The sequence below is a fragment of the Rhodospirillales bacterium genome, assembly GCA_028824295.1.
GTDB lineage: Bacteria > Pseudomonadota > Alphaproteobacteria > TMED109 > TMED109 > VXPW01.
Map to the genome: position 1 here is coordinate 249,601 of JAPPED010000003.1, position 12,822 is coordinate 262,422.

The window sequence follows — 12,822 nt, forward strand, 5'->3', positions numbered from 1 at the left end:
GCTCAGCCTATTGCCGTCCAAGTTAAGGATTTAGAGTTGGGACCACTTGCAATTTCAGGATTGTAGTTTGGTTGTGGTGAACGCCATTGCGCGGGCGTAGCATTCCTTCGGCTTAACCTGTCCGGCTGATCAGAATAACCGTTCCTTTCGTAGAAATTCTTTGGAATTAGGCGTAGTAACTTGTATATTGCTTTCCGATGCTCACGTATTGGGCGCCCTAAATTCAGCTCGTATTCAATGAAGGAACCATTTTCCATGGCGGATAATGCATCCAAGTCGACCGTAGAAATAACTGGCGACATTGTTGCTGCCTACTTGGGTAACAACACGATTGGGGCTGCCCAACTTCCAGAATTGATTGAGGCCGTACACAAGTCGCTGTCCGTGATTGCCGGGGCCCCGGCGGCCACTCAGGTCGCGCCAAGCACGGACACGACCACGGATGTGAAACGCCGGCCCGGCCGGCCGCGCAAGGTTGAGACGGAGGGCAGGGAGGCTCAGGACCCCGGGCCTGCCAAGACGGCGAGGCGGGCCGGACGTCCGGCAGGCGACCCGGCGGTCCCAATCGCGGAGTCGGTCACGGCGGACTACATCGTCTGCCTCGAGGACGGGAAGCAACTCAAGATGCTGAAGCGCTATCTGAATACCAACTACGGCATGACGCCCGCGGATTACCGGCAGAAATGGGGACTGCCTCCCGACTACCCGATGGTGGCGGAGAACTATTCGAAGCGGCGCTCCGAAGCGGCCAAGCGATTCGGCCTGGGCCGGAAAGGTTTTCGTCGTCGGTCCAGCGCATCCGGTTGATGCACTGAAGTTCCGGCCCCGGCTTGGGGCCTGTCCGCCAACCCCTCGAAAGCGCGGGCTCGCGTAGTCGGGCTCGCGTAGTAAGGTGCCCTGCTTGGCGAGGCCGCCGCCCGTTTGAGCGTGGTATGTCGCGCTTCGATCTCGCGCCGGAGCGGCGGTCCCCGGAACCCAAGGGCCATACCCGATGAAACCACACGACATACCCGCCACCGCTTCCGAGGTCCCGGCACCAAACGATGTGCGCGGTTCGCTGACCTTCATCGTGCCGCAGGAGACCAAGCCGTATTTCGAGAGTTCAGCGCTGACGGGAGGTCTTCCCAAGGTCTACTTCGATACGGAAGATCACTATGTCGACGTGCACGACATGCGGCGTATCGCTGATCGACTTTCCCTGGATCGGCAAGGGTTCGTTCTGCTTCCCCACACGACCGCCGTCGTCGATCTCTATGACGACGCGGCGATCGCGGGGGTGTACGACCCCGAGCTCGTGGAGCTGCTCAAACGCGTGACAGGCGCGGACCGGGTTTCCGTGTTCGACCACACGCGCCGGTCCGACAGGCCTGCTGGAGCTGTCAATCGGGATGGCCCGCGCGCACCGGCTGATCGCGTTCACGTCGATTACACCGTGACGTCCGGGCCGAAGCGAGCGGCCGATGTCCTCGGCAAGGACGAGGTGCAGCGGATCCTTGCCGGCGGCGGGCGCATCATGCAGATCAACGTCTGGCGACCGATCCAAGGGCCGGTACTTCGGAGTCCGCTGGCTGTTGCGGATGCTGGCAGCGTGCAGGCGTCCGAGCTGATCGCGACAGACCAAAGGTTTCCGGACCGGGTCGGGGAGATCTATCAGCTGGCGCACGGGACCGGACAACGTTGGTACTGGGTTCCAAAGATGCGACGCGACGAGGTCCTTCTCATCAAGGGGTGGGACAGCATCGACGACGGCTGTGCCAGGTTTACCCCTCACGGTGCCTTCCAGTTGGAACGTCAGGATCCCGCCGCGCCTCCACGTGAGAGCATGGAAGTGCGCACCTACGTCGTGTTCGAAGGTTGATGCTGCGCATCGCGGGCCACCACCGTCGCGGGGATCACGCCGGCGACGCGGCGCGGTCGCTGCCGGCCCCGGCGCCACGGAGTGGCGCATCCTGACAAGGTGGCGCTAAGGCGGTCGTCGCCCGGCCGCCCTGCGAAGTGATCTGGAGACGACGCGCAGCCCCGAATCCGTCCTGGATCCGCCGGGATGCGCCGCGCGTACTCCATGGGTGCCGGGCTCCGGTCGTGACCGGAGATTTCCGGGAACCGGGCGGGGCTTGTTCCTAGGCCGCTCCGTTCACGCAGATCTTGCCGATGTGCTGGGCCGCTTCCAGTCGGTCGAGCGCGTCAGGGAATTCCGGGAACGAATAGGTTCGGTCGATTACAGGTCGGATGGTACTCCCGTCGATTGCTCGCACCATGTCGCGGAGATCGTCACGTGATCCGCAGGTCACCGATTGGAGACGGACCTCGCGGGTGATCGCTGGTCCGAGCGGCAGCTCCGCCTTGCCGCCGGAGAGCACGCCGATCAGGGCGATGGTTCCCCCCGGCCGTACGGCCCGAAGCGCCTGTGCGAGCGTTTCCGCGCCGCCGAGATCGACGACCAGATCGGCCTCCCGCACCTCGTCGCGGACCGCCTTGCCCCATTGCGGAGTGCGGCGGTAGTTGATCAGGGTGTCGGCCCCCAAGCCCTGGACAACCGAGAGCTTGGCGTCGCTCGACGACACCACTACCACGTGAGCGCCACACAGATGTGCAAACTGCACGGCAAAGCAGGCAACGCCACCTGTTCCCTCCACCACAACGACGTCTCCGGGTCGGGTTTGGGAAAGCACGGAGACGGCGCTCCATGCGGTGATCGCGGCACACGGCAATGTGCTGGCCTCCAGGGCAGTCCACCCCTCGGGAGCGCCGACGACGCCCGCCGCATCCAGGAGCATGCGCTCCTGCAGCACCCCGTCCAACGGGCCACCCAGCGCGCCTGTCAGGGCGTCAGGAGGAAAGCGACCGCTGCGCCAGTGCTGGAAGAAGGACGGGACCACCAGCTGACCCGTCAGCGAGCGGTCGACGCCAGCACCGACTTCGAGCACGCGACCTGCTCCATCCGACAGCGGTACGACGGGCAGCCCGCCACCGGCGCGCCCATACCCGCCGGCGACCATTACCAGGTCCCGGTAGTTGAGCGACGCCGCCTCGATTCCCACGACGATCTCGCCCGGACCGGGGACAGGCGACGGCCGGTCTGCCAGCCGCAGTCCGTCGCGGGACCATGATGTGAGCTCCCAGACCTGCATGGTCAGCGCATCGCTGCCGCGAGATTGCCACCATCTACCGTGAGCACGCCGGCAGTGGTCCGCTTCTGCCGAGCCAGGTGGACGAAGGCCTGCGCAACGTCCGTTGCCTGGACTTCCTCGCCCAAGAGATTGCCGGCCATGTAGTCCTCCACGCTCAATCGCCGTTCCGCGGCCCGCGCCTCGATCATCCCATCGTCGAGAATGCCGCTCCGGACGCGATCCGGGTTTACCGCGTTCGCCCGAATACCGTCGCCGCCGCACTCAATTGCATACTGGCGCATCAGGGCGAGGGTCGCCGCCTTGGCCGCACCGTAGGCGCCAAGCTTGGGTCCCGGAGACACGGACTGCTTGGACACATTGAAGAGCAGGCAGCCGCCGAGCCCCTGTGCCCGAAACACTGCGACCGCGGCCTGAGCCACGCGCTGGTGGGCAAAGAAATTCACCTCGAAGCTCTCGCGCAGGGTGGCTTCGTCGACCTCGGCGATCGCTCCTGAATAGGCCACACCAGCGTTGGAGACCAGGATGTCGAGGCCGCCGAATGTCCGAACGACCTCGTCGAAGGCGTGCGCCACGCTGTCTTCGCGGGTGAGATCGGTTTCAATGGCCAGTCCCTGAACATCGCCCGCGGCCTCATCGAGCGCGCGTCGGTCCCGGTCGAGGAGCACGACCTCAGCGCCTTCGGCTTGGAAGGCCCTGGCCGTGGCCCGACCGATGGCGCCGCCCCCGCCGGTGATCACGACGACGTGGCCCTCGAACGCGAGCGGTCGGCGGTTACCGAGCTTCGCCTGCTCGAGCGACCAGTACTCGACATCAAACAGATCGGCGTCCGGCAACTCCTGAAAGGATCCGAGCACGTCAGCGTCACGAACCACTTCTCCCGTGGCCTCGGTCAGATCCGCCGTGATGTCTGCGGCGCGGCGGCTGGCGGCGGCGGCAAAGACGCCGAGACCCGGCACCAGCAGCACCCGCGGAGCCGGGTCCAGCGGCCTGATCGATCCGTCGGATCGCCGTAAGTTGGAATTTAGATACGATTGATAACGTTCTGTATATTCTTGGAAGGCTTCCGATGCGAGAGATCGGAACGCAGCCTCTCCGGCGTTCGGCCTGTAGGGGGGCACGGCCAGGGGCCACGGCTTTGTCCGCAGGACGTGGTCGGGCGTGGCTGGCCCGGTGGCGAGACCCGGATGGTCGGCATACCAGAGGGCACGTCGGCTCGACCGGTGCACGAGCACCAGCCGGCGATCAGGTCGGTCACCGCGGTCCGGGTCAAGTGCTTTGCATAGCAGGCCCCGCAGTACCGGTGCGGCAGCGACCACAGCGCGGGTGGACGGGTTTCGGGAGCGGCCAGGCTTTGTCGAGCGTCGCGCCTGCGCGATCGCGCGCTCGGCGGCACGTACCAGGTCGATCATCCGGTCGTAGGCGATTCGCGCCGTGGGACCAAACGTGAAGATCCCGTGCCCGAGCAGGATGAGCCCCTCGACTTCCGGGGCCTCCTCGTAGATGGCAGCGCAGGCCTTGGCGAGCTGGAAGCCCGGCATCACGTAGGGCACGATCCCGACGCGGTCCCCCCAGATGACCCTTGCCCGCGCGGCTCCGTCGGGCTGGTTCGTGGCCGCCAGCACGGCATTGGCATGGGTGTGGTCGATGTACGTGTGCGGAAGGAAGGCGTGGAGCAGGGTCTCGACCGACGGGGAGGGCGAGGAGGGGTCCAGCAAGCAGGCTCGGTGGCTCTGAACCATCGCCGCGTCGGACAGTGCGGCGCGCGCCCGGAGGGCCTGGAGCGGCGCGAGCTCGACTCCGGGCAGGCCTTCGGGTTCGATTGCGGCCATGTCCCAGCCGCTGCCCTTGACGTGCAGTACGTCGGCAGCACCGTGGCGCCGGCCAGGCCGGCGTACCTTCACGGACGTGTTGCCGCCACCGTGCAGCACCAACTGGGGATCGCTGCCCAGCAGGCGGGTTGAATACACGCGGAGCGCGAGTGCCTCCCCAATGCCGCGCCGCCGGAGCTTGCGAACCAGGGCCGCGGCGTCGGTCGACCGCCAGCGATTCTTCATGCTGGCTGTTCGTCGGAAGCGGGACCGAACAGGGCCTCGATGCCTTCTTCCGTCGCCGGACCGACGCCGGCCTCGGTCACCAGGCCTTGCACGAGGTTCGGCGGCGTCACGTCGAACGCCGGGTTGAACGCGGATGTGGCGGGCGGGGCGACGGCGACCGAGGCGTGGCTGCCGCCGGCGGCCCGGCCGTTTGCGCGCAGCACTTCTTCTGCGTCCCGTTCTTCAATCGGGATGGCACCGCTGCCCGGCTGTGTGATGCGGTCGACCGTTGATTCCGGGATTGCGACATAGAACGGCACGTCGTTGTCGTGTGCGGCCAGCGCCTTCATGTATGTGCCGATCTTGTTGCACACGGTGCCGTCGCGCAGCACCCGATCGGCGCCCGTGATGGCAATGTCCACCCTGCCTTCGGACATCAGGTGACCGGTCGCGCTGTCGACGGTCAGCGTGTGGGGGACACCTCCTCCCTTGAGCTCCCAGCAAGTGAGCGCGGCGCCCTGATTTCGAGGCCGGGTCTCTCCGACCCAGACATGGACGTTGCAGCCGCGTTCGGCGGCGACATAGACGGGAGCAAGCGCGGTACCCCACTCCACGCAGGCGAGCCAGCCGGCATTGCAGTGGGTGAGCACGTTGACCGGGCCCTCCTTCTTGGTGTCAGCGATTCGTTCGATCAGTTCGGCGCCGTTCTGGCCGATCGCACGGCACTTGTTCACGCATTCCTCGGCCAGCTCATCCGCCATGCGCCAGGCTGCCGCCTTCCGGTCAGCCGCGGGGAGGTCGGCGAGGCTCAGGCGCATCTTGTCGAGAACCGTGAACAGATCCCGCCCGGTCGGCCGGGTCCCGGCCAAGATCGTGATGATGTCCCGCAGCGTCGCGTCGTCATTACCTTCAGCCAGCCCCAGCGCAACGCCGTACGCGGCCGTGACGCCGATCAAGGGGGCGCCACGAACCTGCATGGTGCGAATGGCAGTGGCCGCATCCTCAAGCGATTCGAGACATCGGGTCTCGAGCGCGGCCGGAAGGCGGGTCTGGTCAATAATCTCAACCGTTTCCGAATCCAGGGACCGCCAAATCGTGCGCGGGCGAGGGGGTTCTACCGGCATTGCGGCTGTGTCCTGATCGTTGACGCAAGGGGGTGCCAGATTAGGATGGAGGAGCAAATTTTGCCCACCGAGGGTTTTTCGATGCCTGAGACTGGGCTTGTGACCACGGCTGTAGGGCCATTAATGGCCGGGCGCAAGGGGCTGGTCCTCGGGGTCGCCAACGAACGGTCGTTGGCCTGGGGTGTGGCCCGCGCGGTGGCCGCACACGGGGCGCAACTCGCATTCACCTACCAGGGCGACGCTCTACGCAAGCGGGTCGGGCCGCTGGCGGAGCGCACCGGGTCGAACATCGTCCTGCCCTGCGACGTCGCCGAAGAAGGTGCCCTCGATGCCACCGTGGACCAGGCAGCAGACCTCTTGGGAGGCCTGGATTTTCTGGTGCATGCGGTCGCATTTTCAGATAAGTCCGAATTGACGGGCAAGTATGTCGAGACCACCCGCGCCAACTTTCTCCGTACGCTGGACATCTCGTGCTATTCGCTGACGGAAGCCACTCGTGCAGCCATGCGGCACATCGGGCCCGGGGGCAGCATTCTCACGCTGACCTATATCGGAGCCGAGCGGGTTGTGCCGCACTACAACGTCATGGGCGTCGCCAAGGCCGCTCTGGAAGCGAGCGTCCGCTACCTGGCGGCTGACCTCGGTGGCGCGCAGGTTCGCGTGAATGCAATATCGGCGGGCCCGATGAAAACGCTTGCCGCATCCGGGATCGGTGACTTCCGCTACATTCTGAAATGGAATGAGTACAACTCACCGCTGAAACGGAATACGGATCTGGACGACATCGGCGGCGCGGCCCTGTTTCTCCTGTCTGACCTAGGCCGGGGGACGACTGGCGAGGTCATGCACGTTGACAGCGGTTACCATGTGGTCGGCATGAAGGCGGTCGACGCCCCTGATATCGCTACCGTCTAGCCGCGGGAAGCGGGGCTCACATGGCGGGCAACTCTTTCGGAACGGCGTTTCGCCTGTCGACTTGGGGCGAAAGCCACGGTCCGGCCATCGGCTGCGTGCTGGACGGCGTGCCACCGGGCATCCCGCTGGCTGAATCCGACGTTCAACGCGACCTTGATCGTCGGCGTCCAGGCACATCGCGCCACACGAGCCAGCGCCGCGAACCCGACACTGTCCGCATCGAATCGGGAGTGTTCGAGGGCTGTACCACGGGCACCCCGCTCGCCATGGTGATCCAGAATCAGGACGCGCGGTCAAGCGACTACGAGCGGCACCGGACGGTGTTCCGGCCCGCGCATGCCGACTACACCTACTGGAAGAAGTACGGCGTTCGCGATCACCGGGGCGGCGGTCGGTCGTCCGCCCGGGAAACGGCGATGCGCGTGGCAGCCGGCGCGGTCGCGAGGAAGGTCATTGCGCCGGTCCGGGTTCGGGGAGCGCTGGTCCAGCTTGGACCCCTCGCGATCGATCGTGACCGCTGGGACTGGGAAGCGGTGGATCGGAACCCGTTCTTCTGTCCCGATCCGGAGACCGTGGCCGCCTGGGAGACCTACCTTGACCAGATCCGGGGCGAGCGATCGTCCTGCGGGGCCGTGGTCGAGGTGCAGGCCGAGAACGTTCCGGTGGGCCTCGGGGAACCGGTGTACGACCGGCTCGACGCCGACCTTGCACGTGCCATGATGGGCATCAATGCGGTCAAGGGTGTGGAGATCGGAGCTGGGTTTGCGGCGGCGGCCCAGACGGGCGTCGAGCACGCCGATGAGATGCGCGCTGGCCCTGAACCCGGCGACGTCACCTTTCTTTCGAACAATGCCGGAGGGATTCTCGGCGGAATTTCATCCGGTCAGCCGATCGTCGTCCGATTCGCGGTGAAACCGACGAGCTCCATCCCGCAACCGCGCCGCACGGTGGACCGGGACGGGAACGACACGGAGATCGTGACGACGGGGCGGCACGACCCTTGCGTGGGGATCCGCGCGGTGCCGATCGGCGAAGCCATGCTGGCGCTGGTACTTGCCGACCACCTGATTCGTCATCGGGGGATGGTTGCCGGCATGCCAACCGACTGACGCGGGTCAGCCTTGATCGACAGCCGGACAGAGAGGAATCGCCATGAGTGATGGTCGAGACGTGCACGCCACGACCGCGCCGCCGGAAACCCTTGACAGCCAGGGGATGCGCGAACCGGGCAAGGTCTGGGAGCTGGTGCTCGCGCCGGACTTCGACTCACTCGACGATGACCTGAAGCGGTACATCGAGGTCTGCCGGGAGCGGCTCGGCCTGATCCCCAACGTGATCAGCGCGAACGCACTGGATTCGGAACGGCTTCGTACCTTCGCCGACAGTTACAACCGGCTGATGCTCGGTGAAGGCAGCTTGTCGAAAGCGGAGCGCGAAATGATTGCGGTCGCGGTTTCGAGCATCAACCGATGCTTCTACTGCCTGGTCGCGCACGGAGCCGCGCTTCGGGAGATCACCGGCGACCCCATCCTGGCCGAGGCCATCGCCTTCAACTACCGGGCGGCCGATCTGTCGTCCCGGCATCGGGCACTGCTCGATTTTGCGGCGAAGTTAACGGCCGATCCCGCGGGCATGGACGAGGCCGACCGGGCGGCCCTGCGCGCGGCCGGATGCGACGATCGCACGATCCTGGAGGTGGCGGAGGTCGCGGCCTTCTTCAATATGTCCAATCGGATCGCCGCCGCGACCGGCATGCTGCCGAACCCGGAATACCACGCGCTGGCCCGCTAGGGCGCCACTGCCGGAAGGGTTGCGGTCGGCAACCGCGGCCGGGCCGGCCTCCCGCCGGTGTCAGCCGGTCGGGTCCCGTGGCGCGCGTGCCGCGGCCGGCCTCGACGCGGAGCGGATTGCTGCGACCAGGCTTTCGCGGTTCCCGTCGGCGCCGTAAATTGGGCTTTCGGTTTGCCCGAGCACGCGCCAATCGGGTTGGTCGGCCAGGAACTGGACGACGCCGTCGACCGCGCGCGCGCGCGCGGCCGCGTCGCGCACGATGCCGCCCTTGCCGACGTCCGCCCGCCCGACTTCGAACTGCGGCTTGATCAGCGCCACGAGGAGGGCGCCGGTATGCGTCAGGGCGAGTGGCGCTGGCAGCACCTTGGCGAGGCTGATGAAACTCGCGTCGCAGACTACCAGGTCGACGGTTTCCGGCACGTGCCGGGACTGGAGATAACGCGCGTTGGTCCGATCCAACACCGTCACCCGCGGGTCCGTGCGGAGTTTCCAGGCGAGCTGTCCGTAGCCGACGTCCACCGCGTAGACCCGGCGGGCTCCCCGTTGGAGCAGCACGTCGGTGAACCCGCCCGTCGATGCACCCACGTCGATGGCGACCGCCCCGGTGGGATCCAGCTGAAAATGATCGAGCGCGTGGGCGAGCTTGATCCCGCCGCGTGAGACCCAGGGATGCGGCGGGCGGCGCACGTGGAGTTCGGTGTCGTCCGGCAGGAGGGTACCGGCCTTCGTGATGCGGGTTTCGCCTTGATAGACGCAACCCGCGAGGATGAGCGCCCTGGCGGCTGCGCCGCTCTCGCACTGCCCGCGCGCCACCAGCAACCGGTCGGCGCGGATCCGCCGGCGGGTCATCCTGGCGCCGGCGGGAACGGCGTGACGCGGCGTGTGGTGGCGCTCGTCGCCACGGTTGGAAACGGTCGTCCCGCCTGCGGAATCCGGCCGGCCTCAGCTGCTGGACGGCGGCGGGAAGTTGAGGGCTAGCCCGGGGCGCGGCCAGTCACAGGCGGCGAGGCGTCCGCCCGCCGACAGCGTGATGAATGCCGTCCGGAGATCGGGGCCGCCGAAGCAGATGTTGGTCGCATACATGTCGGGCATCGGTACGTGGTCCGCCCGCGAACCGTCGGGCGCGACAACCGTGATCCCTCCCTCTATCAGCGTCGCGACGCAGATGTTGCCGCCGTGCTCCACCGCGAGACTGTCAAACCGGCGGTACCGGGAGACCCCGGTCAGGAAGCGACCGCCGTGCGGCGATGGCCAGGGCTCGGGTTGGATCCGGCCGGGAGCGATGATGTCGAACTCCCACAGCCGGCCGGGCTCAGTCTCAGCGACGTACAGCCTCGACCCGTCCGGCGAGAGCCCGACGCCGTTGGGGGTCACCATCGGATGGCAGACCTCGTGGATCGCGGTGCCGTCGGCCTGGGCGTAGAGCACGCGGCCGCGGTCCATGTCGCGTTCACGGAGCTTCCCGAGGTCCGTGAACCAGAAGCCGCCGTGGGCATCGAACACGATGTCGTTCGGCCCCTTCAGGGGATGGTCGTCCGATTCGGTGTAGAGGACCTCGATCTCTCCGGAGTCGAGGTCGATGGCCTCAATCCGCCCGCCGCTGTAGTCGCGCGCCTGCATGACTGGTCGGGCTCCCAACGGCGTGTCGGCCCACTCGAACCCGCCGTTGTTGCACACGTAGCAGCGACCGTCGGGCCCGATAGCGGCGCCGTTGGGCCCGCCCCCGGGGGTTGCGACGACTTCCTTGCCGCCGTCCGGCCACACGCGCGTGAGGCATCCCCTGCGGATCTCGACCACGATCACGCTCCCGTCCGGCATCGCCACCGGCCCTTCCGGAAACGCCAGGTCGGTGGTGACTTCACGAAGGTTGAGGGCTTCTGTGGTCATGGCAGCTCGATTTCCAGCCCGAGGAGCAGGCTGCTCCAGGACTTGCCGTGGCCGTCGAGGTTCAGGGACCCGTTGACCCCGCCTTCGAGGGCGTCGTCGAGGACGAAATTCAGGCCGCCGAGGGTCGGGAGCTCGTAGCGCGTCACCGGGCCCTGCACCAAGGCGCCGAATTCGCGTTTCACCCGTTCGGCGGTCACCTGCTCGCGCAGGGCCGGATAGTGCTGCCGGTCGAAGACGAAGATCGACACGTTTGACCGGTTGCCCTTGTCGCCCGCCCGGGCGTGGGCGACCGCCCGCAGCCGGGTCGTTCCGGTCACGTGCTCAGGACCTCCACGCGGGGGGTGATCAGGTCCCGGTCTACGGATGCGGAGTACGTAACGACTGACGGGGTGACCGAGCCCCGATAGCCGCCGCCGCCGCTCGGGCCGCAGCAGAGGAGCGATTCCACTTCCCACAGCAGCAGGTCGGCCTCGTCGCGCGATTCGGTACGCAGGGCGCAGCGCAGGCGCACGTCGCGGGCGGCATCCGCGTACCGGCGGGCGGTCGCGTGCAGCGACCCGGCCCCGATCAGGTCCGTGCGGAGGTCCGATCGGCTGTCATGCACCGTGCGCATGCGTTCGCTGACGATCTCTCCGGCCAACGCGGCGCGGGCCTGCGCCCCGTCGCCGGCGTAGGACACCTCTGCCTCCGCCAGCCAGCCGCCGTCAAATGCCACAGTCGCCTTGAGTTGTTTCGGCCGGGCGCTTCCCGAAATGTCGCCCACCGTGACCCGGTCGGTGCCAGTCGCGGTCACGCAAGCGTTGGAGAAATCGGCGGTGACGTCTGGCGTGAGATAGCGTGCAGGATCGTGGACCTCGTAGAGCAGCTGCTCCTTGACAGTGCGTTCGTCGACCAGGCCGCCGGTACGGGGAAGCTTGGTCACGCAGATACTGCCATCGGCGCCGACCTCGGCGTACGGGAAACCGATGTTCGCCTGGCATCCCACGTCCTTGTACCCGGGATCCGCGAAGTAGCCGCCGGAGACCTGTGCGCCGCACTCGAGCAGATGTCCAACGGCGGTCGCCCGGCCGAGCGACGCCCAGGCGTCGGCCTGCCAGCCGAAATGCCGGCGCAGCGGGGCGACGAACAGCGAGGGGTCCGCGACCCGGCCAGTGATCACGACATGCGCGTCCGTGTCCAGCGCGGCGAGGATTTCCTCGGCGCCGAGGTAGGCGTTGGCCCCGATGTAGGGCCGGCCGACCTCAGCGAGAGTCATGCCTTCCCAGAGCGGCGTGTCGGCCGGGAGCAGCGTCCCGATGTCGTCACCGATCAGCGCCGCGACCCTCAGCCCGGTCAGGCCGAGCTCTCGGGCGACAGCGACGGTGTGCTCGGCGGCGGCCAGCGGATTCGCCACGCCCATATTGGTGACGATGCGCGGACCGCCCGGAAAGACCAGCGGCAGCATGGCCCGCATCCGGCGGGGTAGCAGGGGGTTGTAGCCACCGGACGGGTTGGCCTGCCGGTCGCGGTGTCCGAAGGCCAGTGTGCGCTCGCCGACGCATTCGAACACTAGGACGTCGAGGGCACCGTGCAGCGCGAGTTCAACGGCCGGATCCAGCCGGTCGGCAGAGAAGCCGGCGCCGCAGCCGATTCGGAAGTCACGTGTCACGGGGTCGGCTGCCGGTCCTGAGATATGGATGAGATCCCTCTGCTACAGGCGTCGTCCGGAAACCGTCGGATCAAGCATCCCGTGCCCCAACGCCGAGAGATCGGCGCGGTCCCCGCATTCTAGAGCGTAGTTCGATCTGAACGAATTGCCGGGTGGCTTCCCGGGCTTCGGATTAAGCGATGCAAATGGCTTGCCGGTCGGTGGCGGTCGGTAGCCGCGTCGAAGGCCCTGTCTCCGGAACTTCTAGTACGGGCGCCGCTGCGGTGGTCGACGGCACTGGCCACGGTGCGGTC

At 66.9% G+C, this 12,822-nt stretch carries 12 protein-coding genes; 5 read left to right on the plus strand and 7 right to left on the minus strand.

Annotated elements, in window-relative coordinates; translation table 11 throughout:
* Nucleotides 1-255: 255 nt before the first annotated feature.
* The gene (locus OXH60_02490; protein MDE0710981.1) at nucleotides 256-807 is read left to right on the plus strand and encodes a MucR family transcriptional regulator; all 552 of its coding nucleotides are present in this window, start codon (nucleotides 256-258) and stop codon (nucleotides 805-807) included.
* A 184-nt stretch (nucleotides 808-991) separates the two neighbouring features.
* A complete protein-coding gene (locus tag OXH60_02495) occupies nucleotides 992-1,858 on the plus strand; it encodes a CmcJ/NvfI family oxidoreductase (GenBank protein MDE0710982.1) in 867 nt (288 codons plus the stop codon).
* 262 nt (nucleotides 1,859-2,120) lie between these two features.
* On the opposite strand, the gene OXH60_02500 is transcribed toward OXH60_02495, so the two are convergent.
* The 3 genes from OXH60_02500 to mtnA are packed head-to-tail and all read right to left on the minus strand — an operon-like array spanning nucleotide 2,121 to nucleotide 6,288.
* A complete protein-coding gene (locus tag OXH60_02500) occupies nucleotides 2,121-3,131 on the minus strand; it encodes an NAD(P)-dependent alcohol dehydrogenase (protein MDE0710983.1) in 1,011 nt (336 codons plus the stop codon).
* 2 nt (nucleotides 3,132-3,133) lie between these two features.
* A complete protein-coding gene (locus OXH60_02505; GenBank protein ID MDE0710984.1) occupies nucleotides 3,134-5,185 on the minus strand; it encodes a bifunctional aldolase/short-chain dehydrogenase in 2,052 nt (683 codons plus the stop codon).
* Nucleotides 5,182-6,288 (minus strand): S-methyl-5-thioribose-1-phosphate isomerase, encoded by a 1,107-nt coding sequence (gene mtnA, locus OXH60_02510; GenBank protein MDE0710985.1) that lies wholly within the window; start codon nucleotides 6,286-6,288, stop codon nucleotides 5,182-5,184. Before mtnA ends, OXH60_02505 begins: the two co-directional genes overlap by 4 nt.
* 123 nt (nucleotides 6,289-6,411) lie before the next feature.
* Between mtnA and OXH60_02515 the strand changes: the two genes are divergently transcribed.
* The 3 genes from OXH60_02515 to OXH60_02525 are packed head-to-tail and all read left to right on the plus strand — an operon-like array spanning nucleotide 6,412 to nucleotide 8,994.
* Nucleotides 6,412-7,203: an SDR family oxidoreductase gene (locus tag OXH60_02515; GenBank protein ID MDE0710986.1), complete on the plus strand. Its 792-nt coding sequence runs from the start codon at nucleotides 6,412-6,414 to the stop codon at nucleotides 7,201-7,203.
* A gap of 20 nt (nucleotides 7,204-7,223) precedes the next feature.
* Nucleotides 7,224-8,312, plus strand: a complete 1,089-nt coding sequence (gene aroC / locus OXH60_02520) for a chorismate synthase (GenBank protein MDE0710987.1) — start codon at nucleotides 7,224-7,226, stop codon at nucleotides 8,310-8,312.
* 43 nt (nucleotides 8,313-8,355) lie between these two features.
* A complete protein-coding gene (locus OXH60_02525; protein ID MDE0710988.1) occupies nucleotides 8,356-8,994 on the plus strand; it encodes a peroxidase-related enzyme in 639 nt (212 codons plus the stop codon).
* A 60-nt stretch (nucleotides 8,995-9,054) separates the two neighbouring features.
* Here OXH60_02525 and OXH60_02530 read toward each other — a convergent pair whose 3' ends face one another.
* The 4 genes from OXH60_02530 to OXH60_02545 all read right to left on the minus strand — a co-directional run bounded on the left by OXH60_02530 (nucleotide 9,055) and on the right by OXH60_02545 (nucleotide 12,529).
* Nucleotides 9,055-9,843 carry a TlyA family RNA methyltransferase gene (locus OXH60_02530; protein ID MDE0710989.1) on the minus strand — a complete coding sequence of 263 codons (789 nt, stop codon included), beginning with the start codon at nucleotides 9,841-9,843 and terminating at the stop codon, nucleotides 9,055-9,057.
* Between the two features lie 93 nt (nucleotides 9,844-9,936).
* Nucleotides 9,937-10,881 carry an SMP-30/gluconolactonase/LRE family protein gene (locus tag OXH60_02535; protein MDE0710990.1) on the minus strand — a complete coding sequence of 315 codons (945 nt, stop codon included), beginning with the start codon at nucleotides 10,879-10,881 and terminating at the stop codon, nucleotides 9,937-9,939.
* Nucleotides 10,878-11,198, minus strand: coding sequence for a hypothetical protein (locus OXH60_02540; GenBank protein ID MDE0710991.1), 321 nt, complete (start codon nucleotides 11,196-11,198; stop codon nucleotides 10,878-10,880). Before OXH60_02540 ends, OXH60_02535 begins: the two co-directional genes overlap by 4 nt.
* Nucleotides 11,195-12,529, minus strand: coding sequence for a DUF1446 domain-containing protein (locus tag OXH60_02545; GenBank protein MDE0710992.1), 1,335 nt, complete (start codon nucleotides 12,527-12,529; stop codon nucleotides 11,195-11,197). Before OXH60_02545 ends, OXH60_02540 begins: the two co-directional genes overlap by 4 nt.
* Nucleotides 12,530-12,822: the final 293 nt, after the last annotated feature.

Bases quoted from the DNA above. Each gene is read 5' to 3' on its own strand.
- OXH60_02525 (MDE0710988.1), top strand. From the start codon at position 8,356: ATGAGTGATGGTCGAGACGTGCACGCCACGACCGCGCCGCCGGAAACC.
- OXH60_02495 (MDE0710982.1), top strand. From the start codon at position 992: ATGAAACCACACGACATACCCGCCACCGCTTCCGAGGTCCCGGCACCA.
- OXH60_02530 (MDE0710989.1), bottom strand. From the start codon at position 9,843: ATGACCCGCCGGCGGATCCGCGCCGACCGGTTGCTGGTGGCGCGCGGG.
- OXH60_02535 (MDE0710990.1), bottom strand. From the start codon at position 10,881: ATGACCACAGAAGCCCTCAACCTTCGTGAAGTCACCACCGACCTGGCG.
- OXH60_02515 (MDE0710986.1), top strand. From the start codon at position 6,412: ATGGCCGGGCGCAAGGGGCTGGTCCTCGGGGTCGCCAACGAACGGTCG.
- mtnA (MDE0710985.1), bottom strand. From the start codon at position 6,288: ATGCCGGTAGAACCCCCTCGCCCGCGCACGATTTGGCGGTCCCTGGAT.
- OXH60_02500 (MDE0710983.1), bottom strand. From the start codon at position 3,131: ATGCAGGTCTGGGAGCTCACATCATGGTCCCGCGACGGACTGCGGCTG.
- aroC (MDE0710987.1), top strand. From the start codon at position 7,224: ATGGCGGGCAACTCTTTCGGAACGGCGTTTCGCCTGTCGACTTGGGGC.
- OXH60_02490 (MDE0710981.1), top strand. From the start codon at position 256: ATGGCGGATAATGCATCCAAGTCGACCGTAGAAATAACTGGCGACATT.
- OXH60_02505 (MDE0710984.1), bottom strand. From the start codon at position 5,185: ATGAAGAATCGCTGGCGGTCGACCGACGCCGCGGCCCTGGTTCGCAAG.